This is a genomic window from Pseudomonas sp. Arb-4-2C (assembly GCF_055755015.1).
In genome coordinates this window covers 2,529,055-2,554,240 of sequence record NZ_CM146899.1, presented here as the reverse complement: position 1 = coordinate 2,554,240, position 25,186 = coordinate 2,529,055, and the positions used below count along the sequence as shown (strand labels likewise).

Below are 25,186 nucleotides of genomic sequence, written 5' to 3'. Positions count from 1 at the left end.
AATAAGGCAATCCGCATGCCCTCACGTATCGCCAGCAAGCCGTCGGCCATACCCGCCCCGCAAGTCGCCAGCGCAGCGTTGCTGTTTCCCGCCCTGCTGCTGTGCGTCTCCGGCGCCGCGGCCCTGGTGTATCAAGTGCTGTGGATCAAGCAACTGTCGCTGGTGGTCGGAGTCGAGGTCTACGCCATCACCACCGGCATCAGCGCGTTTTTCGCAGGACTGGCCATCGGTGGCTGGTGGTTCGGGCGCTGGGCGGATCGCCTGCAGCAACCGGTGCTGCTCTACGCCGGGCTGGAAGTGCTGGTGGCAATACTGGGCGTCGGCGCGACGTTTGCCTTGAGTGTTTCCGCCAGCGGGTTTGCCTGGCTGCAAGGTCACGTCGGTTTGCTCGCCTGGCTGTTGCCGTTTGCGCTGGTCGGCCTCCCCGCCGTATTGATGGGCGGCACCCTGCCGGTGCTGGTGCGCTCGCTGACGACTGATCCGGGCAAGGCCGGCGGTCAGTTGTACGCCGCCAACACCTTGGGCGCGATTGTCGGCACGTTGCTCGCCGCATTCGTGCTGATCGCCACCCTCGGCGTGCGCGGCAGCGCGCTGTTTGCCGCGATGCTCAATCTGCTCGCCGCCGCCGGTGCGCTGTGGCTGCAGCGTCAGCACCCGACAGCGGTGGCAGCGCTGGTCAAACATCACAACGAAAAAGCTGCAGACCGCACCGCGCTGTGGCTGTATTCGATCGCCGGTGGCGTGGCGCTGGGCTATGAAGTGGTCTGGTCGCAATCGATCGTGCAGTTCATGAGCACCCGCACCTATGCGTTTGCTGTGGTTCTGGCCACTTACCTCACCGGACTGTTCCTCGGCAGCGCCCTGCTTGCCCGTCGCGTCGAGCGCATTCGTGACCCGTGGGGAGTCTTCGGTTTGTTGATTGCCGGTGCCGGGTTGGTCGCGTTGGTGGAAATTGCCGTGCTCGGTCGCTGGCTGATCCTCGCGCAGACTCAGACCGAGATGTGGTTGCTGAGCCTGGGTGCCAGCGAACTGGTCGGCATGAGCGCACGTTTTGCCGTGGCGGCGCTGAGCATTGTGTTCGTGCCGACCTTGTTGCTGGGCGCAGCTTTCCCGCTGGCACTGCGGCTGAGCGTCGGCCACGGGCATGTCGGTCGTGATGTGGGCGCCGTCGTGGCGTTCAACACCCTGGGCGGGATCGTCGGGGTGATGCTCTGCGGTTTCCTGCTGATCCCGTTGCTGGGGTTGGTGCGCACGCTGGGTCTGCTGGCGATCATCGCGGCGGCGGTCGGTTACGTTGCGGTGCGCAAAGGCCATCACGTCAAGAAAGGCCGACGTCAGGCCGTGGTCGCACTGGGGCTGGTGTCGGTCGCGCTGGCCGTGCTGACGCCAGTCGACAAACTCGCCAGCCTGCTGCCCGGGGCGCGTAACGGCGCGCTGACATTCTATGAAGAAGGCCGAGGCGGTACGGTGGCGGTAGTCGCGCAGGGCCGTGGCGAAAACGCGTTCCACCGTTTGTACATTCAAGGCGTGTCCAACACCGGCGATGCCATGCCGTCGCTGCGCTACATGCGCATTCAGGCGCTGTTGCCGCTGCTGATTCACAACGGCGAGCCGCGTTCGACACTGGTGATCGGCTTCGGCACCGGCATCACCGCCGGCGCCATGCTGCGCTATCCGGGGCTGGAACATCGAGTAGTCGCCGAGCTGTTGCCGTCAGTGGTCAAAGCTGCTCCGCTGTTCAAAGGCAATTTCAATGCGGCCAGCGATCCTGCAGTGGATGTGCGCCTGCGCGACGGCCGCCAGGAACTGCTGCGCAGCGAACAGACGTACGACCTGATCACCCTCGAACCGCCACCGCCGTCGGCGGCTGGTGTGGTCAACCTGTACTCGCGGGATTTCTATCAGTTGGCGGCCAGCCGCTTGCAGCATCAAGGCATCGTCGCGCAATGGCTGCCGCTGCCGACGCAGAACATTGATGACTCACGCTCACTGGTGCGCAGCTTCCTCGACGTGTTCCCGTATGCCTCGCTGTGGACCAGCGAGTTCCACGAGATGCTGCTGGTCGGCTCGTTGCAACCGATGGAACTGGACGCGGCGAAAATCACCGAGCGCTTCCAGCAGGACACTGTGCGCAGCACCTTGCAGGATGTCGGGATCGGCTCGGCCGCCGCGTTGCTCGCGACCTGGGTCACCGACCGCGCGGGCCTTGAGCGCTTCGCCGCGAATGCCCCGGCAGTGACGGACGATCAGCCACGTATCGAATACGCGCCGTGGGTACGCAGCAAGGAAATCACCCGGGTACTGCCGGCGCTGCTGGACCTCTATCAGCCGCCGCCACTGGTCAATGCCGATGCCGGATTCAGTGAACGGATGCAAACGCACCGTCAGCGTCTGATGCAGTTTTACCGCGCGAGCCTGCATGCGTATGACGGAGATCGGGATGCGTGGGGGCGGGATATGCGTGAAGTGATGCGATGGGATGGCGGGAATCCGTACTTCCGTTGGTTTACCGGACAATAACCCGGTGCCTGATAGAGCGCTTTCGCGAGCAGGCTCGCTCCCACACTGAACTGTGCCGTGCACAAAGCCAATGTGGGAGCGAGCCTGCTCGCGAAGCTTTCAGCCGTTATTTGGAGTTGGCCTTGAGCTTCAAATACATCTGATGCATGTCATTGGCCCAGCCATCGATCACCGGTTTGACGTCGGAGGCCTTCATCGCCTGCGTGTCATTTTCCAGCGGTTTGCCGGTGCCTTTGCGCACCACTTGCGCCACGACCTTGTTGGTCGCGCCATCCAGGAACACCGCTTCCGTGGCCAGAGTGGTTTCCTGATCGCGGATACCGCTGGCAGTGCTGACCGCTGCGGCCACCAGGGCAATCGGGATCACTTCATATGCGTGCAGGCCTTCATTCTTGCTGCTGACCGCGGTGATCGCCGCACGTACCACAATCACCCCCGGCCCGGGGCCGGTGGCCAACGGCAGGTCTTTGCCAATTTCACGCTTGAGCGCCTGATCGTAGTAGGAGGTGATGCCGTTGAGGGTCTGCTGGGAAATCTTCGCGGTCGGTTGGGGTTTCGGATAGAGCTGAGTCGGCTCGATGTAGGCACTGGTGAACTTGTTGATGTCGACCTTGGGGTCGATCCAGCGCATCACTTCGGCACCGGACGGGGATTTGGCCTCCTTGAGTTGGCTGTAGTCCTTGAGGAAGCCGGAATATTCGTCGGGAGCGACGGTGCTGCTGGAGCAACCCACCACGCCGAGAGTGGCAATGCAGAGGGTGCCCATCATTACTGCTAGCTTCATGCTGTAACTCCTGTCAGAAGGCCAGAAACTTTTTGGATTGGGGGGGAGTTACAGGTATAGCTAAAACCCCGGCAATTGCGATTCGAAAGCACAAAATTCAACTCAGGCTGCGCGGCTGATCACAACCGTCATTTGACAGGAGCCGAGCATCCGGCAAAGCTGCATCGAGCTTGAACGCACGCCAGATGGCAAATGCACCTGGACCATGGAAGTCGTAATGCCCAAGCATAAAAATAAAATCGTACAGCCTGATCCTGATTCGTCCCGACCGTCCCTTTCCCGTTACCTGTTTCCCGTCACCATCGGCGTACTGCTGGCAGCCGTGGCCGCTATCGGCTGGTTTCTGTTCAGCCCCGCGCCGGCCCCGCTCAAAGCCTTGCCGGTCAGCGCGCCGGCAGCTGTTGTCGCCAAACCACCGCCGGTGGCGCGCAAACCCGCGAGCCTGGTCGACGAGCAACCATGCCAGGGCTGCCACACCGAGCAGGTCAAGGACTGGCAAGGCTCGCACCACCAATTGGCGATGCAGGCCGCCCATGCCGACAGCGTGCTCGGCGACTTCAATAACATCACCTTCAAGGCCGAGAACGAGACCACCCGTTTCTCGCGCAAGGGCGACGAATTCTGGGTCAACACGCCCGGCATCGACGGCAAGAACGCCGACTTCAAAGTCGCCTACACCTTCGGTATCGCGCCCCTGCAGCAGTACCTGATCGAGGTCGGCCAAGGCCGCTTGCAGGCGCTCGGCGTGGCGTGGGATACCGAGCAGCACCGCTGGTTTCATCTCTACCCCGGCCAGGGCGTGAACTTCAAGAATCCGCTGCACTGGAGCAAGCCGAGCCAGAACGCCAACTTCATGTGCGTCGAGTGCCACACCACTGGTTTCAAACGCAATTTCGATGCGGCCAGCAACACCTTCAATAGTCAGTGGAACAGCCTTGGCGTCGGCTGCCAGGCCTGCCACGGTCCGGCGTCGAATCACCTGGAATGGGCGCAGAACAAGGACGACCTGATCCACAGGGGTTTTGCCGTCGACCTCAAGGACAAGAACGCCACCGTCGAGATCGAGACCTGCGCGCGTTGCCATGCGCGCCGTGCGCCGTTGGGCGATGGTTACACCGTCGGCAAGCGCTTGATGGACGACTACCTGCCGAGCACCCTCACCCGCGAACTGTATTCGCTGGACGGCAAGATCAAGGATGAAGTGTTCGAACACGGCTCGTTCCTGCAAAGCAAAATGTTCGACAAGGGCGTGCGTTGCAGCAATTGCCACAACCCGCACAGCACCGAACTCAAGGCCCCGGGCAACGCGGTGTGCCTGCAATGCCACAACAGCGCTGGCAAGACCGCCGTCGAGGGCGTCGACGGCCATGGCCTGCAGGCGAAGCAGTACGACTCCGTCGAACACACCCGCCACGCGATGGGCCAGCCCGGCTCACAGTGCGTCGATTGCCACATGCCCGGCAAGTTCTACATGGGCAACGACTTGCGCCACGACCACAGTTTCAGCATTCCCAACCCCGAGCGTGCGCAAAAGCTCGGCACCCCGGACGCCTGCCTGACGTGTCACCAGGGCAAGGCCGGCGACAGGATTACCGCGCAGTTCAAGCTGTGGAGCGCTTCCGCCGCCCCGCAGGCACCGCGTTATGACGAAAGCCTGTGGCTGATCCGCAATGGCCAGCCCGGCGCCGCCAACGCGCTGTACGAGCAATTGCAGCGCAGCCACCTGCCGGCGATCCAGCGTGCGACGCTGCTGGCGGAACTGCCGCTGTACCCGAGTGAACACGCATTGAAACTGGCGACTCAGGACCTGAAAAACCCCGAGCCGCAGGTGCGTGAAAGTGCGGTGCGGGCGATCAGTGCCTTCCTGCCGCCACCGGAGCGCGCACCGCTGCTGACGCCGCTGTTGAATGACCCGGTCAAAGCGGTGCGCATCGTCGTCGCCCGGGACCTGCTGAGCGTGGCCCGCAACAACGGCCTTGGCACCGCACAAGCCCATTGGGACGCGGCGATTGCCGAGTACGAGGCAGTGCAGAAGAGCCTGCTGGAACGTGCCGAAGCCAACCTGAATCTGGCGATGCTCTATCAGGCCAGTGGTCGCAGTGGTGAAGTCGAAGGCTTGCTGCGCAGCGCACTGCAACGTGATCCGGATTTCTACCCGGCGCTGGTGACACTGGTGCAATGGCTGGAGGCCAGTGGCCGTGGGCAGGAAGCACAGATACTGCTGGATGACAGCCTCAAGGCGCACCCGGATGCGGCACTGTTGCAACACACCCGTGGCCTGTCACTGATTCGCGCTGGCAAGACCACCGAGGCCATGAGCGCACTGCACAAAGCCGTGCAGCTGGAACCGCAGAACGCGCAGTACGGTTATGTGCTGGCGGTGGCGTTGCACGACAGCGGCAAGGTCGATGAAGCGTGTGAAGTGCTGGAGCGTCTGCTCAAGGTACAACCGGCAAACCGCAATGCGCGGCTGTCGCTGATCCAGTACTACCTGGAGAACGGCCATGAGCCGAAGGCGCAGGTGCTGTTGCAGGGCTGGAAGAAGATGAACATGGGCGATCCGGCGCTGAAGTGACCGATCAGAACCCACCGCCCCCCCTTGTGGGAGCGAGCCCGCTCGCGAATGCGGTACATCAGTCGCCAGGGATGTTGGCTGAATGATCGCCTTCGCGAGCAGGCTCGCTCCCACAAGGTCAGCGTGAGTCTGATACTGCGCGGACTACCACGAAGACGTCGCCCCGCTCTTCAACGCCATCTCCCGCCGGCTGTTGGCGCGCATCGCCTTGATCAGCGACACCGAGCCCACCAGCAGGATCGCCGCGCCAAACAGGAAGTCGATGTTGTACAACTGGAAGTCCTGCACCGGCCCCACCAGCACCACGCGCACCACGGCAATCGCGACCAGGGTGGCGAGGAAGTCGATCCCCGGCTCATCGCGATAGAACACGTGCAGCAATGGCAGGCACAGCACCAACAGCAACAACAGCACCACGACCTTGAACGAGCCTTTGCGCTCGACGCTGAACGCGCATTCGTGCGGGCCGTAGGCCTTGTAGTCCTCGTCGCGGATCATCGAGTTTTTCTCGTTGATGTACTCGACGCGGTTGTACTTCTGGATGGGCGTGAAGGTGTTGGACATCTCCATCAGCGTGGTGATGTTCTTGAAGCGCAGGTCGATGCGCTCGCTGCCCTTGAGGTAATACAGCACCGGCTTGTAGCCGTAGCGATAGGTGTCGAAGGGGAATTCGGTGACCTGACCCTGTACGCCGATCGGCCGCGGCTCAAGCTCGGCATAAGCGCTCTTGGTCGGCGAAGCGAGGTTGCGGCTCAGCGGTTGGACCTTGACCTGTTCAAGGAAGATCGGCGTGACGCCGTACGACCACTGCAAGGGTTCCAGACGCAGGCGCAGTTCGTTGCGGCCCAGGTCATAGCGGTTGAAGGTGCGTTCGGAGACCACCAGCGAGCCACTGAGCATGAACTCGCCGCGCAGGTTGTTGGTCACGCGCAAGGTCAGTTGATCCTTGCCCAACAGCGCCGCTTCGGTGGACGGCGGCGTGCCGCACCACGCGGTGCTTTCACCGGCGCCGCCCAACTGGCCGTCGCGGTTTTCCTTGATCACATAGAAGTAACTGGCCCACAGCGTCAGCATCAACAGCAACGCCGTGAGGCCCAAAATCTTTTTGCCCGCGCTCACTACCCTGACTCCCTTCTTCGTTCCATCGTCCAGCCGAAAACCCGCTGGCGACGGGGACTCTACCAAAAGGCCAGCATCGACCCAAGGGAAAATCCGGGAATAGCGCAGGATCTAAGGGTTTCCCCTGTGCGCGCAATGCCAAACACCTGTGGCGAGGGCGCGTGTTCCCTCGCCACAGAATCTTCAGCGTCTGCGGAACAGCGGACGTGGTTCGATCACCGAGCGCCCATACAGCACACTCATTCCGGCCAGCCCTTTCAACGCATCTTCAGCCGACTTGTCCTCACGCACCGCAAAGCTGTCGAACCCGCACTGGCGCATGTGGCTGAGCTGATCACGCAACACATCACCAATCGCGCGCAACTCCCCGGCCCAGCCAAAACGGCTGCGCAACAGATACGCCTGACTATAAGCGCGACCGTCGCGAAAGCTCGGGAAGTCCAGGGCAATCAATGGCAGCGAGGCCAGCCACGGCACCACACTTTCAACCTCATCGTCCGGCCCCAGCCACACCGCGTGGGTCGAGGGCGATTGCAGCCAGTGCGCCAGCGGCAGTACCAGCAACCCTTGCGGCCGGTCTTGCTCCGGCTCGCGGACCAGCGTCCACGGATCGTCCTCGACCCGCCGCGCGACACCCTGCTCCAACCGCAGCAGATTGTTCATGCCGTCACCTCCAGCGCTTTCGGGTAGACCCGCTCCTTGAACGGCTCCAGGCCAATGCGCGCCACGGTGTCGACAAACAGCTCCTCGCTTTCGCGGTAACGCACGAAGGTGCCGATGATCCGCTCGATCACCTGCGGTACTTCGGCGGCGCTGAACGACGGGCCGATGACTTTGCCCAGTGCGCTGTGCTTGCCCTGCGCACCGCCAAGGGTGATCTGGTACCACTCGCTGCCATTCTTGTCGACGCCGAGGATGCCGATATTGCCGATGTGGTGATGGCCGCAGGCGTTCATGCAGCCGGAGATGTTCAGGCTGATGTCGCCCAGATCGTGCAGGTAATCGAGGTTGTCGAATCGCGCCTGAATCGCCTGGGCTATCGGGATCGACTTGGCGTTGGCCAGCGCACAGAAATCGCCGCCCGGGCAGGCGATGATGTCGGTCAGCAGGCCGACGTTGGCACTGCCCAGACCGCGCTCGCAGGCCAGTTGCCAGAGTTGATACAGGTCAGACTTTTGCACATCGGGCAGGACGATGTTCTGCTCATGGGCAATGCGGATCTCGCCAAAACCGAAGCGCTCCGACCAGTCGGCGACGGCCAGCATCTGCAACCCGGTAACATCGCCCGGTGGCGCGGCCAGACCCGGTTTGGTCGACAGCACCACGCTGGTGTAGCCGGGTTTCTTGTGCGGCTGCACGTTGCGCGCGACCCAGCGTGCGAACGCCGGGCTCTCGGCCAGGCGCGTGCCGAAATCCAGATCGGTGTCGGCCAGGGTGTGGTAGATCGGCGGCACGAACGCACTGGCGACGCGCTCGTACTCAGCGTCGGTCAACTGCGCCGGGCCGTCCTTGAGGTGTTGCCATTCCTCTTCGACTTCCCGGGCGAACGCCTCGATGCCCAACGCCTTGACCAGAATCTTGATCCGCGCCTTGTACTTGTTGTCACGCCGACCGTGGCGGTTGTAGACCCGCAGGATCGCCTCGACGTAGGACAGCAGATGCTGCCACGGCAAGCCTTCGCGAATCTGCAGCCCCAGGATCGGCGTGCGCCCCAACCCGCCGCCAACGATCACCCGCAGGAGCATCTGCCCCTCGCGCCCCGGGTAAAGGTACAGGCCGATGTCATGCATCATGATTGCCGCGCGATCCTGCCTGGCCGAGCAGATGGCGATCTTGAACTTGCGCGGCAGGAAGAGGAATTCCGGGTTGATCGTCGACCACTGCCGAAGGATTTCTGCCAGCGGACGCGGGTCGATCATTTCGTCCGCTGCGACCCCGGCGAAGGCCTCGGTGGTGATGTTGCGCACGCAGTTGCCGGAGGTCTGGATCGCGTGCATGTTGACCTGCGCCAGGCGTTCGAGAATGTTCGGCACTTCGCTCAGTTCGATCCAGTTGAATTGCAGGTTCTGCCGGGTGGTGAAGTGGCCGTAACCGCGATCGTAATCGGCGGCGATGCTCGCCAGGGTGCGCATCTGCTCAGCACTCAGGGTGCCGTAGGGAATGGCGACTCGCAGCATGTACGCGTGCTTTTGCATGTACAGGCCATTCTGCAGACGCAGCGGCAGGAACTCCTCCTCGCTCAACTCCCCGGCCATGAAGCGCTCGACCTGATCGCGAAACTGCGCAACGCGCTCGAACACCAGCGCCCGGTCGTAATCATCGTATTGATACATGCAGCTGCCACCCCATCAGGTTTGAACGCGTACTCAAACTGTGGGAGCGGGCTTGCTCGCGAAAGCGGTGTGTCAGGCAACTGAATTGTTGGCTGACACACCGCTTTCGCGAGCAAGCCCGCTCCCACAGGATTTTTCCTGACTATGGACGAACGGCGCAGCACGCAACAGATTCACCTGAAACGATAAAAACCGTATCAGGGCGCGGCAGATGGCCGCAGGCAGCACTTCAATCTGATCCGTACAAATGAAAGATTCCTGAGCCTGTTTTGTTTCTGACGGTATTCCTACAGTGCAGTGCATGCCAGACCGGGTGGCCTGGCAAGACTTTGCAACCGTGGATGAACTGACCATGAGCACAGCAACAATCGGACAGGCTTATAACTACAAGGTCGTCCGCCAATTCGTTATCGCGACGGTTTTCTGGGGTGTCGTGGGCATGGCGATGGGGGTATGGATCGCCTCGCAACTGGTGTGGCCGGACATGAATCTCGACCTGCCCTGGACCACCTTCGGCCGTTTGCGGCCACTGCACACCAGCCTGGTGATTTTCGGCTTTGCCGGCAGCGCGCAATTCGCCGCCAGTTACTACGCGGTGCAGCGTACCTGCCAGGTGCGGCTGTACTCGGACAAGCTCGCAGCCTTCACCTTCTGGGGCTGGCAGTCGGTGATCGTGGTCATGCTGATCACCCTGCCGATGGGCTACACCACCACCAAGGAATACGCCGAGATCGAATTCTCCGGTGCGGTGTGGATGGCAGTGGTCTGGGTCGCCTACGCCATCGTGTTTTTCACCACCGTGGTGCAGCGCAAAACCAAACATATCTACGTCGGCAACTGGTTCTTTGGCGCATTCATTCTGGTGATCGCCATGCTGCACCTGGTCAATCACCTGTCGATCCCGGTGGACTGGTTCAAGTCCTATCCGGTGTATTCCGGGGCGACCGACGCCATGGTGCAGTGGTGGTACGGGCACAACGCGGTGGGATTCTTCCTGACCACCGGGTTCCTCGGGATGATGTATTACTTCGTGCCCAAACAGGTCAACCGTCCTGTGTATTCGTACCGGTTGTCGATCGTGCACTTCTGGGCGCTGATCACCCTGTACATCTGGGCCGGCCCGCACCATCTGCACTACACCGCGCTGCCGGACTGGGCACAGTCACTCGGCATGGCGATGTCGCTGATCCTCCTGGCCCCGAGCTGGGGCGGGATGATCAACGGCATGATGACCTTGTCCGGCGCCTGGCATAAGTTGCGCACCGACCCGATCCTGCGCTTTCTGGTGCTGTCGCTGGCGTTCTACGGCATGTCGACCTTCGAAGGCCCGATGATGGCGATCAAGACCGTCAACGCCCTCTCCCACTACACCGACTGGACCATCGGCCACGTCCACGCCGGGGCGCTGGGCTGGGTGGCGATGATCACCTTCGGCGCGACCTATCACATGGTGCCGAAAGTCTTTGGTCGCGAGCAGATGTTCAGCACGCCGCTGATCAACCTGCACTTCTGGCTGGCGACCATCGGCACGGTGTTGTACATCGCGTCGATGTGGGTCAACGGCATCACCCAGGGCCTGATGTGGCGTGCGATCAACGAGGACGGCACGCTGACCTATTCGTTCGTCGAAGCGCTGCAGGCCAGTCATCCGGGGTTCATCGTGCGCTTTGCCGGCGGGGTGTTCTTCCTCACCGGGATGCTGTTGATGGCCTACAACGTGTGGCGCACGGTGCGGGTAGCCGACGTGTCGCTGGCGCGCAGCCAGGCGCAGATCGCCTGAGTCAGGGAGCTGATGATGTTCGAAATTTTCTTGAATGTGCTGGGGGTGGTGTTTCTGTGGCTGGCGGTGGAGTACTGCCTGCGCCATCAGACTTCAGAGAGCCTGGATGATGCGAGCATGGTGCCGTTTGCCGATGATCCGGAGGTGGCGCGGCGGGTGGAGCTGGCGACCGGCAAGACCGTGAAAGCGGTGGCACCGGAAGAGGCGAAACCAGGCTGGATCAACCTGCAAATGTAGAACTGCCATCTGCCCCTGTGGGAGCGGGCTTGCTCGCGAAAGCGTCTGATCAGTCACCGAAATGTTGAATGACACACCGCCTTCGCGAGCAAGCCCGCTCCCACCAGGGGAATTTGCAAGTCCTTGAAGTCTAGTTACGGTCGCGCGGGATCAGGCTCTGCAGCTGCTGTGCGAGGAAATCCGCATCGAACACGAACGTGTCCGGATCCTTCAAGCCGTTGGTCTTGCGCCACTGCCACTCGCCGCTCGGCAGCCCCACCAGCGAAATGCTGCCATAGCGCGCCGCCGTCAGGCCCATCACCGCCAGGGAAATCTGCCCGGCGCTGCCCATCACGTCCGGCACGAATTCCACCGGTTTGCCGGCAATCACGATGCTCAGTTTCTCGGTCTTGAAGGTCGAGGTCTCCACCGGCGTACTCGGTCCGAACGCGACGTAAGCCTCGCGGCTCACCTCCAGCAGATTCGGTGCCTGCACCGGTTCCAGCCATTGCTGAATATGGCCGAACAGCTCGCTGATCCGGGCCGACCACGCCTGCGACTGGGTTTCGAACAGTTGCTTCTTGTGCGCTTCACTCTCGGCATAGTGACGAAGCATTTCGCCCAGTTGTTGTACGTCGTTCATCGGTACGTTCCTCGGGGTGAGCCTGCGAAACCCATAGTGACAGATCAACACGCCAGTGCGCGTAAAACCTCGAATGCCAGCCGGTCTCAACTCAGGCTGGCGCGACGGACGGTGGGTCTTTTATGCGGTCACCTGTCAGATCTGACAGTAGGCAAGCCGTACGCGAAGGTTTTAGATGAATCCAGTGAGCAAACCTTTGCGGAGCGGACGAAATGGCCAACCAAAACAACGACAATCAACTGCTGACGATCGACCCGGTACTCATTCCGGGATGGGTTTCACCGATCCAGCATCCGCTGAATCCGCACGGCGGGATTCCGCTCGCGCTGGTCACCAATGGACTTATCCGGGTTCTCGTTGATCCCTGGATCAACCAGAGCCTGGATGACAGTGCTCAACTACTGCTCAACGAGTCGCAAACCATTATTGCCGCACAAACCATCACGCGGACGGAGCTGAATCAACGGTTCAGCATGAGTTTTAATGCGTCCTTGCTGAGGGATGGAATCAACCTGCTGTTCCTGCGGGTGACGCGGATCGCGCAACCGATGCCCGAAACTTCAGTGGAGTTACGTGTGCTCTTCCATACGCCACGCCCCGGCGGAGAGATCGCCGGGGGCGGCATTAATCCGAACTTGCTGATGACCCTGCCGGCCGATGTCATCGCCAATGGCATCGATGCAGCACGTGCGGCGCAAGGCGTTGACGTTACGCTGCGCTATGTCTATATGCGGGCGGGGGACGTCATCACTGTCGATCTTGACGGGCACCATATCCAGCAAACCGTGACCGCGGCGCAGGTTCTAGCCGGTCAAGTGGTGATCAAGCTGACCACCAATGACTTCTGGCAGGATAATAAGCGGTTCCCCTTGAGTTTTCGCGTCACCGACCTGCTCGGCAACTCCTCGGGGCCGCAGGCGATCTGGTCGGCGACCACCTTCGTCGATGTGCATATTCGTCAACCGGTGCTGGATCTGCTTGCCCCCACAGTGCTCGAAGCCAGAGAGGACAACGGCAACAGGCTGAATTTTGTTCGAGACTTCTATGAAGCGCAGTATGCGACCATCGTTGTGTCCTACATCGGCTCGGCACCGGGGCAATCGGTCAAGGCTTATTGGAAAGGTCGCAATTCCACTTATGTCAGCGAGATGCAAACCGTCACGTCTGTCGGCCAGACGTTGCAGTTTTTGGTGCCACGCGCAGAAGTGGTCGACACCGTTGGCAGCGGCGCCGAGGCGTCCTTCACCGTCCGGTTACCGGACACCACGGTTGATCTCCTATCCAAGCGGCGGAACATAACCATTACCGGACAAAAGCATCACCTGCCGGAACCGACGCTGAGTGCAGCCAAGGACAACCTGAGGGCCTACTACCCGACGCTGGACGGTGCTTACAAAGTAAGAATATCGCTGACCGTTGGAGCGACTCGCTACGACAGCGAGGAATTCAACATCACCCAGCCGTCCTATACCAACGTCGCTGTCCCGTCGAGCTGGATCACGCCGAACAAGGGAAAACTCGGTCTGTTCAATTACACCCTCAGAAAGACGGGCACGGGCGAACCCATCATTTTTTCCTGGTACCTGCGAGTGACGCTGTAAAGGGCTTGCAGTCGACTTGCAAATTATTCAAGCGAATCCGCCGCTGTCCGCGGCGAGGATCTGCACATGCGTAAATTGGCAGCGTCACTGTTCATTACGTTACTGCTGGGATGCTCACACACAGCCGTTCAACCGCCAGCGGTCATCGGTACACGCGATGCTCAGGCGCTCAACGGCCCACAAATCGCCTCGCATCTCAACACGCTGTATGGGCGGCAGTTTCCCAATTGCAACAAGAGCGAATCGCAGCCAGCGTTTCTCTGTTCCGGAGTCACCTTGCGAGTCACCGTCAGGGATCCGGCAGGCCAATACAAGGTCTGGGATCCGAGTCCGGCCTCGGTGAAAAGTGGCGGCATTTCCTACTCCTATTTGCGCCAGGATGCCAATTTCGGGCGCCTGGCCTGGGGTTACGGCAATGGCTACATCCTCTATCCATTCCTTGAGCAGCCCCCTGGCAAACTGCATCTGAAGGTGTTGTGCTCCTACCCCATGGATGCCTGGACCTGGAGTCGCAGCGCGACCTCCGTCTGTGGTCCGGCGCCCCAATACCCGAATGTCAGCCAGGCCTGTCATCTGGCGGGGGTCTTCACCGGTGAACAGGCCAAGACGGCATGGGACGTCTCCTACGAAAACAAAAATCTGCGGCAATGCGGGTTCGATGTCAGGGATGAACGAAATCACCTCGCCGGCCCGGCATTCTATCAATCGCTCAGAGCCAAGACCTTGCTGGGCGCCACCGGGTTTGGTCAACAAAATGAAATCGTCATTCGCAGCTGGGCTGCCGGGCAGGCCAACGCTCTGCCGATCATGGCGTTCTTTTTCATCGCCGGCGGCACCAATGCCGGCCTGGCGGACGCGCAATACAACCAGCGCGACTTCTATAACTCGACCAACCCGAAAATCGTCGTCCCCATTATTCGCCTGACGCCTGCAGCCAGCGCCGCAGCACCGGCGACTTTTACCTACTCGGCAGCAGATCAGGCGGTGGCTCAATGAGCTTGCAACAGCAACAAAAAGGGCGAGAAAGATCAGATTCCACCTTGATTGCCTTGCTCAATCTCTGCATGGCGCTGCCCCCGCAATCTGTCGAGCCGTTGCCCGAACCTGTGCCGTAACGCTTGACCAAGTTTTTCAACTGACAAACGCAATCCCCATTTCAGGCAAGGGTTTGATCATGAGAACAATCGCCGCAGCGCTTTTTATTGCATTACTGATGGGTTGCACGCAGACCTCCACCCAACCGCCGGTGGCCATCGGCGTCAGTGGTGTTGAGGTGCTCAACGGCCCGGCCATCGCCACTCAGCTCAATACGCTTTACGGGCGAAAATTTCCCAACTGCAACAAGAGCGACTCCCAACCAGCGTTCCTGTGCTCCGGTGTGACCCTGAGGGTGACAGTCAAGGATCCCTCCAACAAATACAAGGTTTGGGACCCAAGCCCGACATCTGTGACCAGTGGAGGCGTGTCATTTTCCTACCTGCGCCAGGATGCCGACTTCGGCCGACTCGCCTGGGGCAATGGCAACGGCTACATTGTTTATCCGATCTTTGAGTCCCCCCAAGACAAGCTCGACCTCGATTATCTGTGTGCCTATCCCTACGATGCCTGGACCTGGACACGGCGGACTGACGCCGTGTGCGCTGCCCACCCGAGCTATCCGGTGCAAAGTCAGCTCTGCCAGAACGCCGGTGTCACCACCGCAGAGCAATGGTACGCGGTCTGGACGATAGCGGGAGGCAACCCGAACCAGCGCCAATGTGGCTTTGACGTCAGCGACGAGCGCAATCATCTGGCGGGCCCGGCGTTCTATCAATCCGTGCGCGCCAGGGCGTTTGCGAATGTCACTGGCTACAATGAACACAATGAGTTGCTGATAAAAACCTGGTGCGATCCGGTCTCCTCCGACCCGGCAAAATCATGTGCTTCGAGTTTTCCTCCCAACCGATTTCCCATCATGGCGTTTTTCTATGTTTACGGAGGCGCCAACGCCGGCCTGGCGGACGCGCAATACAACCAGCGCGACTTCTACAACTCGACCAATCCGAAAATTCTCGTGCCCATCATTCGGTTGACACCCTCTGCCAGTAACGGGGGATCGGCGAGCTTTACGTTCGCGCCAGCGGATCAAGTGGTTACCCAATGAACAGCGGCGGTTTATGGCAAACGGCACCGTTACACCTGGCAGAAGGATTGGCGGTACAGCTGATTTGCGCTGGCGTCCTTCGATGAACAAATGGACACTCTGTGCAGACCTGGTTGTTCGTTCCAGGTCCAAGCCAGAGGAATTTCAATGCGCACCATCGGCCTGATCGGCGGCATGAGCTGGGAGTCCAGCGCCGAATATTATCGCCTCATCAATCAACAGGTCCGCGATCGCCTCGGCCCGCTGCGTTCGGCGCAACTGCTGATGCACAGCGTCGACTTCGGCCCGGTCGAACAGGCCCAGCATGCCGGGCGCTGGGACGATGCGGCGGCGATTCTGGTGGATGCCGCGCGCAGGCTGGAGGCCGGCGGCGCGCAATGCGTGGTGCTGTGTACCAACACCATGCACAAGGTGGCGGAACAAATTCAGGCGGCGATCAGCATCCCGTTCCTGCACATCGCCGAACCGGCAGCGCAGGCGGCGCTGGACATCGATGCGCACACGGTCGGTTTGCTCGGCACCGCGTTCACCATGGAGCAGACGTTTCTCAAGCAGCGTCTGATTGCCAAGGGGTTGACGGTGCTGGTGCCGGATGACGCCGAGCGAAAGGAGGTGCACCGGATCATCTACGACGAGTTGTGCGTCGGGGTGATCAGTGACGAGTCGCGCAAGATCTATCAACGGGTGATCGAATCACTGACCGCGCGCGGCGCCCAGGCGATCATCCTCGGCTGCACGGAAATCGGCCTGCTGGTCAAACCCCAGCACAGCGCCCTGCCCCTGCTCGACACCACCGAGCTGCATGCGCAGTCGGCGGTAGCGTTCGCCCTGGACGACTGAGTCAGACTTGGCCGCGCGTGCGCAGGCGGGCCATGCTCAGGGTGTCGACCCATTGCCCGTCGCGCACGGCGTAGTCACGGAACAGGCCTTCGTTCTCGAAACCGAACTTGCGGTACAGACCGATGGCCGCCTCATTGTCGGCGTAGACCGAGAGTTCGACCCGGTGCAAATTCATCCAGTTGTCGGCGACGTCCAGCGCCGCCGCCAGCAGTTTCGAACCGACACCCTTGCCCTGCCACGCCACAGCGACCGCCATGCCGACACTGCCGGCGTGCGCACGGCGAATCCGCGAATAGTTTTCCAGCCCGAGATGACCGACCACCGCGCCCTGATGCAGCGCCACTAGTTTGAGCATCCGCTCGTTCTCCGCCAGCAACCGCTGACGCCAGATCTCAGTGGATTGAAACGGCATCTGCAACACCTGGCGGGTCACGGCCGGATCGTTGTACAGCGCGGTGACAGACTCCAGGTGCGATTCGTTGAAGCGTTCGAGGGTGATGGCGGGGTTGTAGTCGGGCATGGCGGATCCTTCCTGGATCGATGTGTGGCCAGACACTCTAAACTGCCGGTCATCTATTTGGCGAGGTCCCAGACTGTGGGAGCGGGCTTGCTCGCGAAGGGGCCGTGTCAGACACCTTACCGTTGAATGAAACACCGCATTCGCGAGCAAGCCCGCTCCCACAGGGGTTATGTGTTCAGCTCTGGAACCATTCGTGGCGTTCGTTGAAGGTGCGCTGGATCAGTTCGACCAGGGTCTGCACTTCGGCGACGTCTCGCGATTCAACGTTGACCGCCAGCCATGCCTGCAACTGCATCGGCTCGTCAAACAGCCCCGGCAGCGCAATCAGCCCGCGATCGAAGCGGCTCATGTACGCCGGCAGCAAACCGATGCAGGCACTGCAGCGGATCATTTCCAGCATCAGCTCATAGGACTGCATCTGCACCACGCCGGCCAGGCGCTGTTCGACCAGCTCATTCCACGGCCGGAAGCTGTCGATCTGCCGGTCGTGTTGCCATTGCACCAGCATGAAATCGCTCAGGTCGTCGGCACTGGCCGGGCGCGCGGTGACGCGCGAATAACGTTTGGCGATGTGCGGCAGGTAATCCAGCCGCGCCAGTGCCTGTGGCTGACTGGTGGCGAAGGTCGGGCCGGGATTGGGGGTTTCACCGTGGGCCAGCCACAGCACCACATCAGCGCTGACCGCGCGCAGTGCCAGTTCGCTGTCCAGCGCAATGATTTCCAGGCGCACGCTGGCGTTGCGGCGCAACAGCGCGATCAGGTCGCGACCGAGGATGTCATGCAGGATTGACTCGGCGACGGCCAGACGCACCAGCGGCTGCTCGACCACCGGCAGTTTGCGCTCGTGAGCCAGCGCCACCAGTTGCGCCTGAAGTTGCAGGCCCTCGCGGGTCAGGCTCAGGGCACTGCCCTGAAAGCTGAACAGCGAGTGCTGCAGTTCTTGTTCAAGCTGCGCCAGTTGCTTGCGCAGCAAGGTCGAACGCACGTTGAGGCTGCGCGCCGCCTGCATGAAGCAGCCACAGCGAGCGCTGACCAGAAAATATTGCGCGACGTCGGCATCGATGGTCGCAGCTTGCGCCAGCCAAGGCTCGCGCTCGCCCTGTGCCCAGCGATAATCGGGGCTACCCTGTCGTCCTGCGGGTTCGGTGAATGACATCGATGACTCCCTGTCGATCTTTGTATTTTGAAAAACACCACGGTTCTACTGTGGGAGCGGGCTTGCTCGCGAAGGGGCCATGCCTGCCAGCGTGTCCGTTGAATGCCACACCGCTTTCGCGAGCAAGCCCGCTCCCACCCGGGTTCTGCGGTGAATCACGATCAGCGTTTCTCTTCCAGGACCTTGTTCAGCTCAGCCCCGTCGATACTCAGCGTCGCCGTGTTGAGCATGCCGTCCAGATACGCCTGGGCGATCTGCTCCTGACGCTGGGCACGCAAGGCCTGAGTCAGTTGGTCACGCAATTCGTCGAGGGTCGCGGTGCGCGCCGGTTGCTGTTCGGTGAGTTTGATCACGTGGAATCCGGCGGCGCTCTGCAGCGGCTCGGACACCGCGCCGACCTTGAGCCGCGCCACCGCGCCACGTACCTGCGGCACCAACTGCTGCAACGGTTGCAACCCGGTGTCGCCGCCGCGCTCGGCGGTCAGCCGGTCCTGCGAATACTGGCTCGCCAGCGCAGCAAAATCCCCGGGCGTGGCCTGAGCCTTTTTGCTCAGCTCCGTCGCCTGTTTGCGCACTGCTTCGAGGTTCTGCGGGTCATTCACGGCGAGAAAAATCTGGCTCACCCGATACAACGCCGGGGTTTGCCATTCAGCCTTGCCGGCGTCGTAGGCCTGCTGCAGCTCGGCCGCACTCGGGTAGTCCGCCGGCACTTCGCTGACCGAGCGCAGGTAATCACGGAAGACAATTTGCTCGGTCGCCGCCCGGGTTTGCCGCACCACGTCCGGACGCTGCGCCCAGCCCTGGGCGTCGGCCTGTTCGAGCACGGCTTTCTCCGCCAGACGCGTGCGCAGCCAGCGCTCCAGCGCCTCACGGTTACCGCGCAGTTGCTCGCGAGTCGTTGGCGGGACGGTCGCCAGCAACGCCTGCAATTCCTGCGGCGTCACCTGCTGATTGCCCAACCGCGCCACTGCCGGCCCGGCTGCAACCGCCGCCAAAGGCGACGATTGCTGCGCGGCGACCGGGTCTGTACCCGGTCGCAGCACCAGCGCCACGGCTACCACCAACAGCGCCACTGCCCCGGCGCCGATCACCATGGCAGGCTTTTTCACAGCGCGACTTCCTCTTGCTCGGCAACGGCGACTTTGGCCGTCGAAGTTTGCGCGGCCTGGCTGAAATCACGCAGATAGACGATGAACTCCTGCAACAGGCGATCCCACAATTCGAGGTTGCCACGCAGGTGGTCGTTGCTCACGCCAGCAGCGACCACCACGTCCATTTCCATCACCAGAAACTCACCCTGCAACGACAACCGCGCAAACCGGCGGCTGGCGTTCCACTGTTCGGCCACACCCTGTGGCAACTCTCCTTGCACCCGCAGCGCGCAACTGAAGGTGAAATCGACGTAGCTGCCCTGCTCAACCGCCGGGTTGCCGAAACGCACGGCATAACCGATGCCCTGGCTGGCACTGAGCAATTGCACGATGCCGTTCTGTTCGGTCTGGTTGACGCGATAACCGGCGGCCTGCAGGACTTCAGTCAGGGATTGTGGCGATACGTGAGTGATCAATTGAGTCATTGTTTCTTCCTTGTTTATCAGTCTTTTAAATCAGTGTGCGAGCGCGGCTTGCGGCGCGTCGAATTGAGTCTTGTAAAGCTCGTCACCGAACCCCTGAGCCAGTTCATCGAACTTGACCCGGGCGCTGCCCGCAAAGGGCTGGCGGATCTTCATCACCTCGGCCACATCGATGTTTTCGTAGGCGGTGAGGATCTGCTTGGCGACGCCGTACATCTGCTGATTCTTGACTGAACATTGCTGCACTTGTGTGTCACGTTCAGCCAATTGCGCCTGAAGCTTAGACCGTTCTGCCTCTTTGGCACGGGCCATGACCAACAACTCGTCGTAGGCCTTCTTGAACTTGCCGACCTGCTCGTTACTCGCCGCGACTTGCGCCTGGGCCTGGCTGTGCAGGTTCTGCTGCTGGTCGGCCAACTGCTCGGCAACGCCTTTGGCCTTGGCCAGCTCGGCGGTCAATTGCTTGATCTGCGCCTGCGCGGCCTTGGCCTCGTTCTGCGCCGCCAGTTGCGCGGCGCTGGCCTGGGCCTGCTGGCTTTGCAGGGCCTGCAATTGCTGGGTGGTGCTGCGCAACTGGGTGCGCAGACGCTCCTCCATGCCTTCGGCATTGGCCCCTTGAGCGATGAAAAAACTCAGCCCCAACAGTAAAACTCGTGCGTGCATGACCGTACTCCCGGCGCCTTAGAAGCGCGTGTTGATCTCAAGCTGCAAGACGTCGATATCAAACGGCGCGCCGTACACCGTCTCGGTGCTCATCCAGCGGCCGGTGGCATAGACGTTCTTCGCCAGACCGTAGTTGCCACCGAGGAAATAGCCCTTGGCGTTGGTGCCGCCGAGGTGGAACGACGAATCGTTGAAGCCGTCAGGCAAGGCGTCCGGCTGGATGTACTTGTAGCCGGCGAACAGATTCCAGTCGCCCTGTCGTTTCAGGTCCAGCGCGTTGCCGAGGGTGAACTGCACCATCCACGCATTGGCGCCGCTTTCGATGTCGCCGCTGCTGTTGAGGTTGTTGACGATCTGCCCCTCGGAGCGCTTGCGCATGTCGCCCTCGTCGTAACCGAGGTTGTGGATGTAGTTGCCCTGGCTACGCAACTTGAAGTCCTGCGGCAGATCGGCGTCCCACACCAGATTCAGGTCAAGCAGGTTGAACTCCGACGCCAGACCGACGAATTGCGGTTGCGGTGTGGTCGTAGGGTTGGCCGGGTTTGGCGTGATGTCACGCAGCAGGAACACGCTGTTGCCCTTCTGCATGAATGCCACCCGTGAGCCGTCGGTGTCGCAGCCAGGGGCGCCGGCCCACGGTGCGCAAGGGCTGGAGCGCTGGCCCTGAATGTCGTCGAAACGGTAGTAGGCCAAGGCCCCCTTGAGACGGTTGTTGCTGTTGATCGCCCACTTGGCGCCGATCTGCGCGCCGTACAGCCACTTGTTGTCGCTTTCTTCCTTGTCGAAGCCGTTGCTGGTGCTGGTGTCGTTGGTGTAGTCCACCGGGAACGCGCCGACGGTGCCGAACACGCCCCAGTCGCGGTTAAGTTTGTGGTCGAAAATCGCTGCCACGCCGTCGAAATTGAGGTCGTTGGAGTACAGCATGTCGGTGGACATGAACGGGTTGGCAAAGCGGCCACCGGTCACCGTCAACTCATCCGTCGGCTTCCAGTTCAGGTAACCCTGATCGAGCCAGATGTCTTTCTTGGCGAAACCGCCGCCCAGGCTCTGGGTGGTCGACACCGGGTTGTTGTCGGAGCCAGTGCCAAGGCGAATGCCGGCGGTCCATTGCGGCGCGATCTCGGCCTTCATGCCCAGACGTGCGCGAATGCGAAACTGATTGGTGCGGTCTTCGCGGGTGTTGAGCAACGGCGGCAGATTGGTGCTGCTGTTTGGATTCACATCGTACGGGCCGTTGTTGTTGAGCTTGGCAAAGTCGACGATCTCGTTGCTGTTACTGTCCGAGTAGTAGCGCGATTCGTCACGCAGACGGATGTCGCCATCGAAGCTGATGCGTGAGGTCCACTCCGGGAAGGTGTTGGGCGCGGCCCAGTTTTCCTGCTTGGCGGTGGCCATGACTTCGGCCTTGACCTGATCGCGGATCTGATCGCGCACGGCGGCCGGCACGTACTGCACGCGCACATCGCCCGGTGCGGCCACCGGGCCTGCTGCCACCGCTGTGGAGGCTGCCGCCTGTTTGGCCTGGACGGCTTCGTTCTGTGCCTGGGCGATCAGCGCGTCGGCCTTGTCCTGTTTCAAAATGCCCTGCTCGACCAGCAAGCGGATCAGATTGATCGTGGCGTTCTCCGAAGGCGCGGGCGCTGCCGCGGCCTGACCGACCAGGGTCGCGATGACCATGCCGATCGCCAGGGACAATCGATTCACATTGGAAATCATCTGCACACAACTCCTTTTGGCAAAGCTTGAATGCTTGGCAATAAATAGGTTCGGTTAACCCGGACGCCGCCCTTGCAGGGACAGGCGCACGGGCAAAGTCATGGAGGCCGGTGGCCGTTCGCTCAGGTGCGGCGCATTGCGCAGCGCCGCCAGCACCTGTGTGTCGATTTCGGGGTTGCCACTGGACTTGATCAGCTCGACGCGGGTGATCTCGCCGACGCTGCTCAGCCACACATCGGCCTGCAGCGAAAACGCGAGGTTGCGCAGGTCCGGGTTCTCGCGCAGCAGCTTCTGAAACGTGAACGCGAGGAACTGGCTGTAGGTGCCGGTGCCCAGCCGCCCGCCCCCGGCACCGGCCATGCCGCCGCCCTTGCCCGCACCGATGTTGAACGCGTCGCTGCCGCTCTGGGCATCGCCGTCCATTTGCATCGGGTTGGCCAGATCGTCGGCAGGCGATGGCGGTGCTTGCTCTTCGGGCTTGACCTCTTGCGGCTCGGGCGTCGGCTCGGGCTCGACGATTTTCTCTTCCACTGGAGTTTCCGGCTCCGGCGGTTTCTCCGGGGGCGGCGGCGGTGGTGGTGGCAACGGAATGATCGTCGGCACCTTCGGTGCTTCACGGCGGATGCCGCTCATGTCGTTGGCCCACTGCCAAAGGAACCAAGCGGCGAGCGCACCGATGACCAGCCCCACGCCCCACTTCGCATAACGTAGCGCAGGCGTTTTAACCGGTAACGGCTCGATCGGGATTTGTGCGGTCATGACTCAGCCCTGACTCGGTTTGCCGGTCACCAGACCGACCTGGGACAGTTCGAGCCGGCGCAGCAGATCCAGCACTTCGATGACCTTCTGGTACTGCACCGTGGCGTCGCCGCGCACGATCACCGGGAAGTCCGGGTTCTGCGCTTTCTCGATGCGCAGGCGTTCTTCCAGCTCGGCGAGCGTCACCGGATAGGCATCGAGGAACACCTGGCCGCCGTCATTGACCGAAATCGCCTTGGTCTTGGCTTCCGACAGTGAAACCGCAGCACTGGCCTTGGGCAGGTTGATCTGAATCCCCGAAACCTGCGCGGTGGCAGTAAGGATGAACATCACCAACACCACCATCAGCACGTCGACCAGCGGGGTGATGTTGATGCTGTCGACCGCTGCATCTTCGTCATCGTCGTGGGAGGCATTTACAGACGCCATGTCAGTGCTCCTCAGGCCGGTACGGAGTGGTTGGCGTGATGGCCGCGCGGGTGCGACGCCTCACTGATCTGGCTCTCGCCATGTAACTCTGCCAGACGGGTGATGAACTCATCGACGAACACGCGCATGTCGGCGCTGACCTCCTTGTTACGGGTGATCAGGCGGTTGTAGCCAAACAGCGCCGGGATCGCGACGAACAGGCCCATGGCGGTGGCGAGCAACGCAGCGGCCATGCCCGGGGCGATGGCGTTGATGTTGACGTCGCCGGCCATTGCGGTGCCGAGGAACACCACCATGATCCCCAGCACGGTCCCGAGCAGGCCGATGTACGGGCCGCCGGCGATGGCGTTGGACAGGGTTGAGAGTTTCGAGCTGAGCGCCTGGTTCTCGCGGGTACGCACGCCGTCCATCGAGCAGCGGATGGCTTCGATGGTTGCGGCAGACACCGAGGAGGTATCGGCGCCCTGCTCGCGACGGGTGCGGATCTCCTTGACCGCCACCGAGTACAGGCGCCACAGCGGCGAATGCTGCAGGCGCTGGGCCAGTTGCGCGTCGTCGGCGAACATTTCCAGGCGTGTGCCGACCTTGGCGAACTGTACGCGGAAGTCTTCGTTGGCCGCCGTGACGCGGCTCAGAGTGCGGTTCTTGCGCAGCATGATGATCCACGACTGGAAAATCATCAGCACCAGCACGGCGATAATCACCCAGGCGTCTACCGGCACCGCGTTGAGCAGAAAACCGAGGCTGCCGAAACCGAAACCGGACTGTTCCTCGTCGACGCCATAGGCCACCAGTTTCGACTCGGCGCCTTGCGAGCTCGCGTCAGCCAGCAACAGCGGCGCCGGGCGAGCGACTTTCGACAGGCGCAGTTCGTCGATGGCGCCCACGAACGGTTGGTAAGGCCCTTCGTGCAGATCGGCGCCAATGGCCATGACCGAATTGAACGCCGGCATGGCCTGGGCCAGTGCCGCACCTTCACGACCGTTGAGGTAGAGCGTCACTTTCGAGCCTTCGGCGGTCACCGTGACGTGCTGCCATTGGCCAGGATTCAGCGGTTGAGTGGCGACGGCGCGCTGGCCGTCGATCTCCACGAACGGCACGCCCTGATTCACACCGACCAGCAGGCTGTTGGTGCCTTCGCGGCGGGCCAGGATCAATTGCTCGCCATTGGCCTGATCCAGTCGCAGCCAGGCACTGAAGGTGAACGCGCTGCCGGCGTTGTGCTGCAGCGACGGACTGGCCGGCAGCAGCAATGGCTGACCGCTGAACTGCAAGGCGCGCCCTACTACGCCGTCAATCGCGGCGCCGGTCGCGCTCTGCGCGGTGTTGCCGTAAGCAGTGGTGTCTTTCGCCGGGGTGCCAGTGGCGCCCTCGAAGTGATAAAGCGCGGTGTAATTCGGATCGAATGTCAGTTGGCCGTTGCCGGTGGCCGGCGCTTTCTGGTTGCCGTAGTACATCCAGATGTCCTGGCGCTGGCCGCCCTCGACATTCGGCACGTCGACCCAGATCAGCGCCATGCCCATCAGCGCATCGAAGCTTTCGATCTGATGGTTGAGCACGGTCTTGTCATCGGCGGCGACGAAGCGCAGATCCGAGCCGTCTTCTTTCACGCCATCAAACGTGAAGTTGCCAGTGTGCAGGCGCACCAGCAGCGCGGTGCGGCCCAGCGCCTGATTGATCCCGGCGCCCTGCGGCGTGGTATCGACGGCAATCTGTTTGCGGTAGTGCCAGTCGTCCTGCCACCAGGCCTGAGCCGTGGCCGGGAGCACGAAGCCCAGGCAGATCAACAACGAAAGAATGAGGCGCTGCATGAACG

22 protein-coding genes are annotated in these 25,186 nt (G+C 61.6%); 8 read left to right on the top strand and 14 right to left on the bottom strand.

What is annotated here, in order from left to right; genetic code table 11:
- Positions 1-15 precede the first annotated feature (15 nt).
- A complete protein-coding gene (locus AC0J41_RS11515) occupies positions 16-2,520 on the top strand; it encodes a spermidine synthase (protein WP_473015619.1) in 2,505 nt (834 codons plus the stop codon).
- Positions 2,521-2,626: 106 nt separating this feature from the next.
- Here AC0J41_RS11515 and AC0J41_RS11510 read toward each other — a convergent pair whose 3' ends face one another.
- Positions 2,627-3,304: a DUF3313 domain-containing protein gene (locus AC0J41_RS11510; RefSeq protein WP_473015618.1), complete on the bottom strand. Its 678-nt coding sequence runs from the start codon at positions 3,302-3,304 to the stop codon at positions 2,627-2,629.
- Positions 3,305-3,521: 217 nt separating this feature from the next.
- Between AC0J41_RS11510 and AC0J41_RS11505 the strand changes: the two genes are divergently transcribed.
- On the top strand, positions 3,522-5,879 hold the full coding sequence (locus tag AC0J41_RS11505) for a tetratricopeptide repeat protein (RefSeq protein WP_473015617.1): 2,358 nt from the start codon (positions 3,522-3,524) through the stop codon (positions 5,877-5,879).
- A 144-nt stretch (positions 5,880-6,023) separates the two neighbouring features.
- On the opposite strand, the gene AC0J41_RS11500 is transcribed toward AC0J41_RS11505, so the two are convergent.
- The 3 genes from AC0J41_RS11500 to AC0J41_RS11490 all read right to left on the bottom strand — a co-directional run bounded on the left by AC0J41_RS11500 (position 6,024) and on the right by AC0J41_RS11490 (position 9,331).
- A complete protein-coding gene (locus tag AC0J41_RS11500; protein ID WP_025110031.1) occupies positions 6,024-6,998 on the bottom strand; it encodes a hypothetical protein in 975 nt (324 codons plus the stop codon).
- Positions 6,999-7,181: 183 nt separating this feature from the next.
- On the bottom strand, positions 7,182-7,661 hold the full coding sequence (locus tag AC0J41_RS11495) for a DUF934 domain-containing protein (protein WP_025110032.1): 480 nt from the start codon (positions 7,659-7,661) through the stop codon (positions 7,182-7,184).
- The gene (locus AC0J41_RS11490; protein ID WP_473015616.1) at positions 7,658-9,331 is read right to left on the bottom strand and encodes a nitrite/sulfite reductase; all 1,674 of its coding nucleotides are present in this window, start codon (positions 9,329-9,331) and stop codon (positions 7,658-7,660) included. The genes AC0J41_RS11495 and AC0J41_RS11490 overlap by 4 nt, the downstream gene beginning before the upstream one ends.
- Positions 9,332-9,683: 352 nt before the next feature.
- Between AC0J41_RS11490 and ccoN the strand changes: the two genes are divergently transcribed.
- Positions 9,684-11,111, top strand: coding sequence for a cytochrome-c oxidase, cbb3-type subunit I (gene ccoN / locus AC0J41_RS11485; protein ID WP_473015615.1), 1,428 nt, complete (start codon positions 9,684-9,686; stop codon positions 11,109-11,111).
- A 15-nt stretch (positions 11,112-11,126) separates the two neighbouring features.
- Entirely contained in the window at positions 11,127-11,348 is a 222-nt protein-coding gene (locus AC0J41_RS11480) for a hypothetical protein (protein WP_025110035.1), read from the top strand.
- 130 nt (positions 11,349-11,478) lie between these two features.
- On the opposite strand, the gene AC0J41_RS11475 is transcribed toward AC0J41_RS11480, so the two are convergent.
- Positions 11,479-11,970: a hypothetical protein gene (locus tag AC0J41_RS11475; RefSeq protein ID WP_473015614.1), complete on the bottom strand. Its 492-nt coding sequence runs from the start codon at positions 11,968-11,970 to the stop codon at positions 11,479-11,481.
- A gap of 212 nt (positions 11,971-12,182) precedes the next feature.
- On the opposite strand from AC0J41_RS11475, the gene AC0J41_RS11470 reads away from it, so the two are divergent.
- From AC0J41_RS11470 to AC0J41_RS11455, 4 genes are all read left to right on the top strand, one after another.
- Positions 12,183-13,571, top strand: coding sequence for a hypothetical protein (locus tag AC0J41_RS11470; RefSeq protein ID WP_473015613.1), 1,389 nt, complete (start codon positions 12,183-12,185; stop codon positions 13,569-13,571).
- Between the two features lie 66 nt (positions 13,572-13,637).
- Entirely contained in the window at positions 13,638-14,567 is a 930-nt protein-coding gene (locus tag AC0J41_RS11465) for a halovibrin HvnC (RefSeq protein ID WP_473015612.1), read from the top strand.
- A 178-nt stretch (positions 14,568-14,745) separates the two neighbouring features.
- The gene (locus AC0J41_RS11460) at positions 14,746-15,714 is read left to right on the top strand and encodes a halovibrin HvnC (RefSeq protein ID WP_473015611.1); all 969 of its coding nucleotides are present in this window, start codon (positions 14,746-14,748) and stop codon (positions 15,712-15,714) included.
- A 147-nt stretch (positions 15,715-15,861) separates the two neighbouring features.
- Entirely contained in the window at positions 15,862-16,554 is a 693-nt protein-coding gene (locus AC0J41_RS11455) for an aspartate/glutamate racemase family protein (RefSeq protein WP_473015610.1), read from the top strand.
- A 1-nt stretch (position 16,555) separates the two neighbouring features.
- Here AC0J41_RS11455 and AC0J41_RS11450 read toward each other — a convergent pair whose 3' ends face one another.
- The 9 genes from AC0J41_RS11450 to AC0J41_RS11410 all read right to left on the bottom strand — a co-directional run bounded on the left by AC0J41_RS11450 (position 16,556) and on the right by AC0J41_RS11410 (position 25,181).
- On the bottom strand, positions 16,556-17,074 hold the full coding sequence (locus AC0J41_RS11450; RefSeq protein WP_473015609.1) for a GNAT family N-acetyltransferase: 519 nt from the start codon (positions 17,072-17,074) through the stop codon (positions 16,556-16,558).
- A 175-nt stretch (positions 17,075-17,249) separates the two neighbouring features.
- Positions 17,250-18,230: a LysR family transcriptional regulator gene (locus AC0J41_RS11445; RefSeq protein WP_473015608.1), complete on the bottom strand. Its 981-nt coding sequence runs from the start codon at positions 18,228-18,230 to the stop codon at positions 17,250-17,252.
- A gap of 161 nt (positions 18,231-18,391) precedes the next feature.
- Positions 18,392-19,339, bottom strand: coding sequence for a peptidylprolyl isomerase (locus AC0J41_RS11440; protein ID WP_473015607.1), 948 nt, complete (start codon positions 19,337-19,339; stop codon positions 18,392-18,394).
- Positions 19,336-19,806, bottom strand: a complete 471-nt coding sequence (locus AC0J41_RS11435) for a YbjN domain-containing protein (RefSeq protein ID WP_473015606.1) — start codon at positions 19,804-19,806, stop codon at positions 19,336-19,338. The genes AC0J41_RS11440 and AC0J41_RS11435 overlap by 4 nt, the downstream gene beginning before the upstream one ends.
- Before the next feature lie 30 nt (positions 19,807-19,836).
- Entirely contained in the window at positions 19,837-20,466 is a 630-nt protein-coding gene (locus tag AC0J41_RS11430; protein ID WP_473015605.1) for a DNA repair protein, read from the bottom strand.
- Positions 20,467-20,484: 18 nt separating this feature from the next.
- Positions 20,485-22,182, bottom strand: coding sequence for a putative porin (locus AC0J41_RS11425; RefSeq protein WP_473015604.1), 1,698 nt, complete (start codon positions 22,180-22,182; stop codon positions 20,485-20,487).
- Between the two features lie 54 nt (positions 22,183-22,236).
- The gene (locus AC0J41_RS11420) at positions 22,237-22,941 is read right to left on the bottom strand and encodes an energy transducer TonB family protein (protein ID WP_473015603.1); all 705 of its coding nucleotides are present in this window, start codon (positions 22,939-22,941) and stop codon (positions 22,237-22,239) included.
- A gap of 3 nt (positions 22,942-22,944) precedes the next feature.
- On the bottom strand, positions 22,945-23,370 hold the full coding sequence (locus AC0J41_RS11415; RefSeq protein WP_025110048.1) for an ExbD/TolR family protein: 426 nt from the start codon (positions 23,368-23,370) through the stop codon (positions 22,945-22,947).
- Between the two features lie 11 nt (positions 23,371-23,381).
- On the bottom strand, positions 23,382-25,181 hold the full coding sequence (locus tag AC0J41_RS11410; protein WP_473015602.1) for a DUF2341 domain-containing protein: 1,800 nt from the start codon (positions 25,179-25,181) through the stop codon (positions 23,382-23,384).
- Positions 25,182-25,186: the final 5 nt, after the last annotated feature.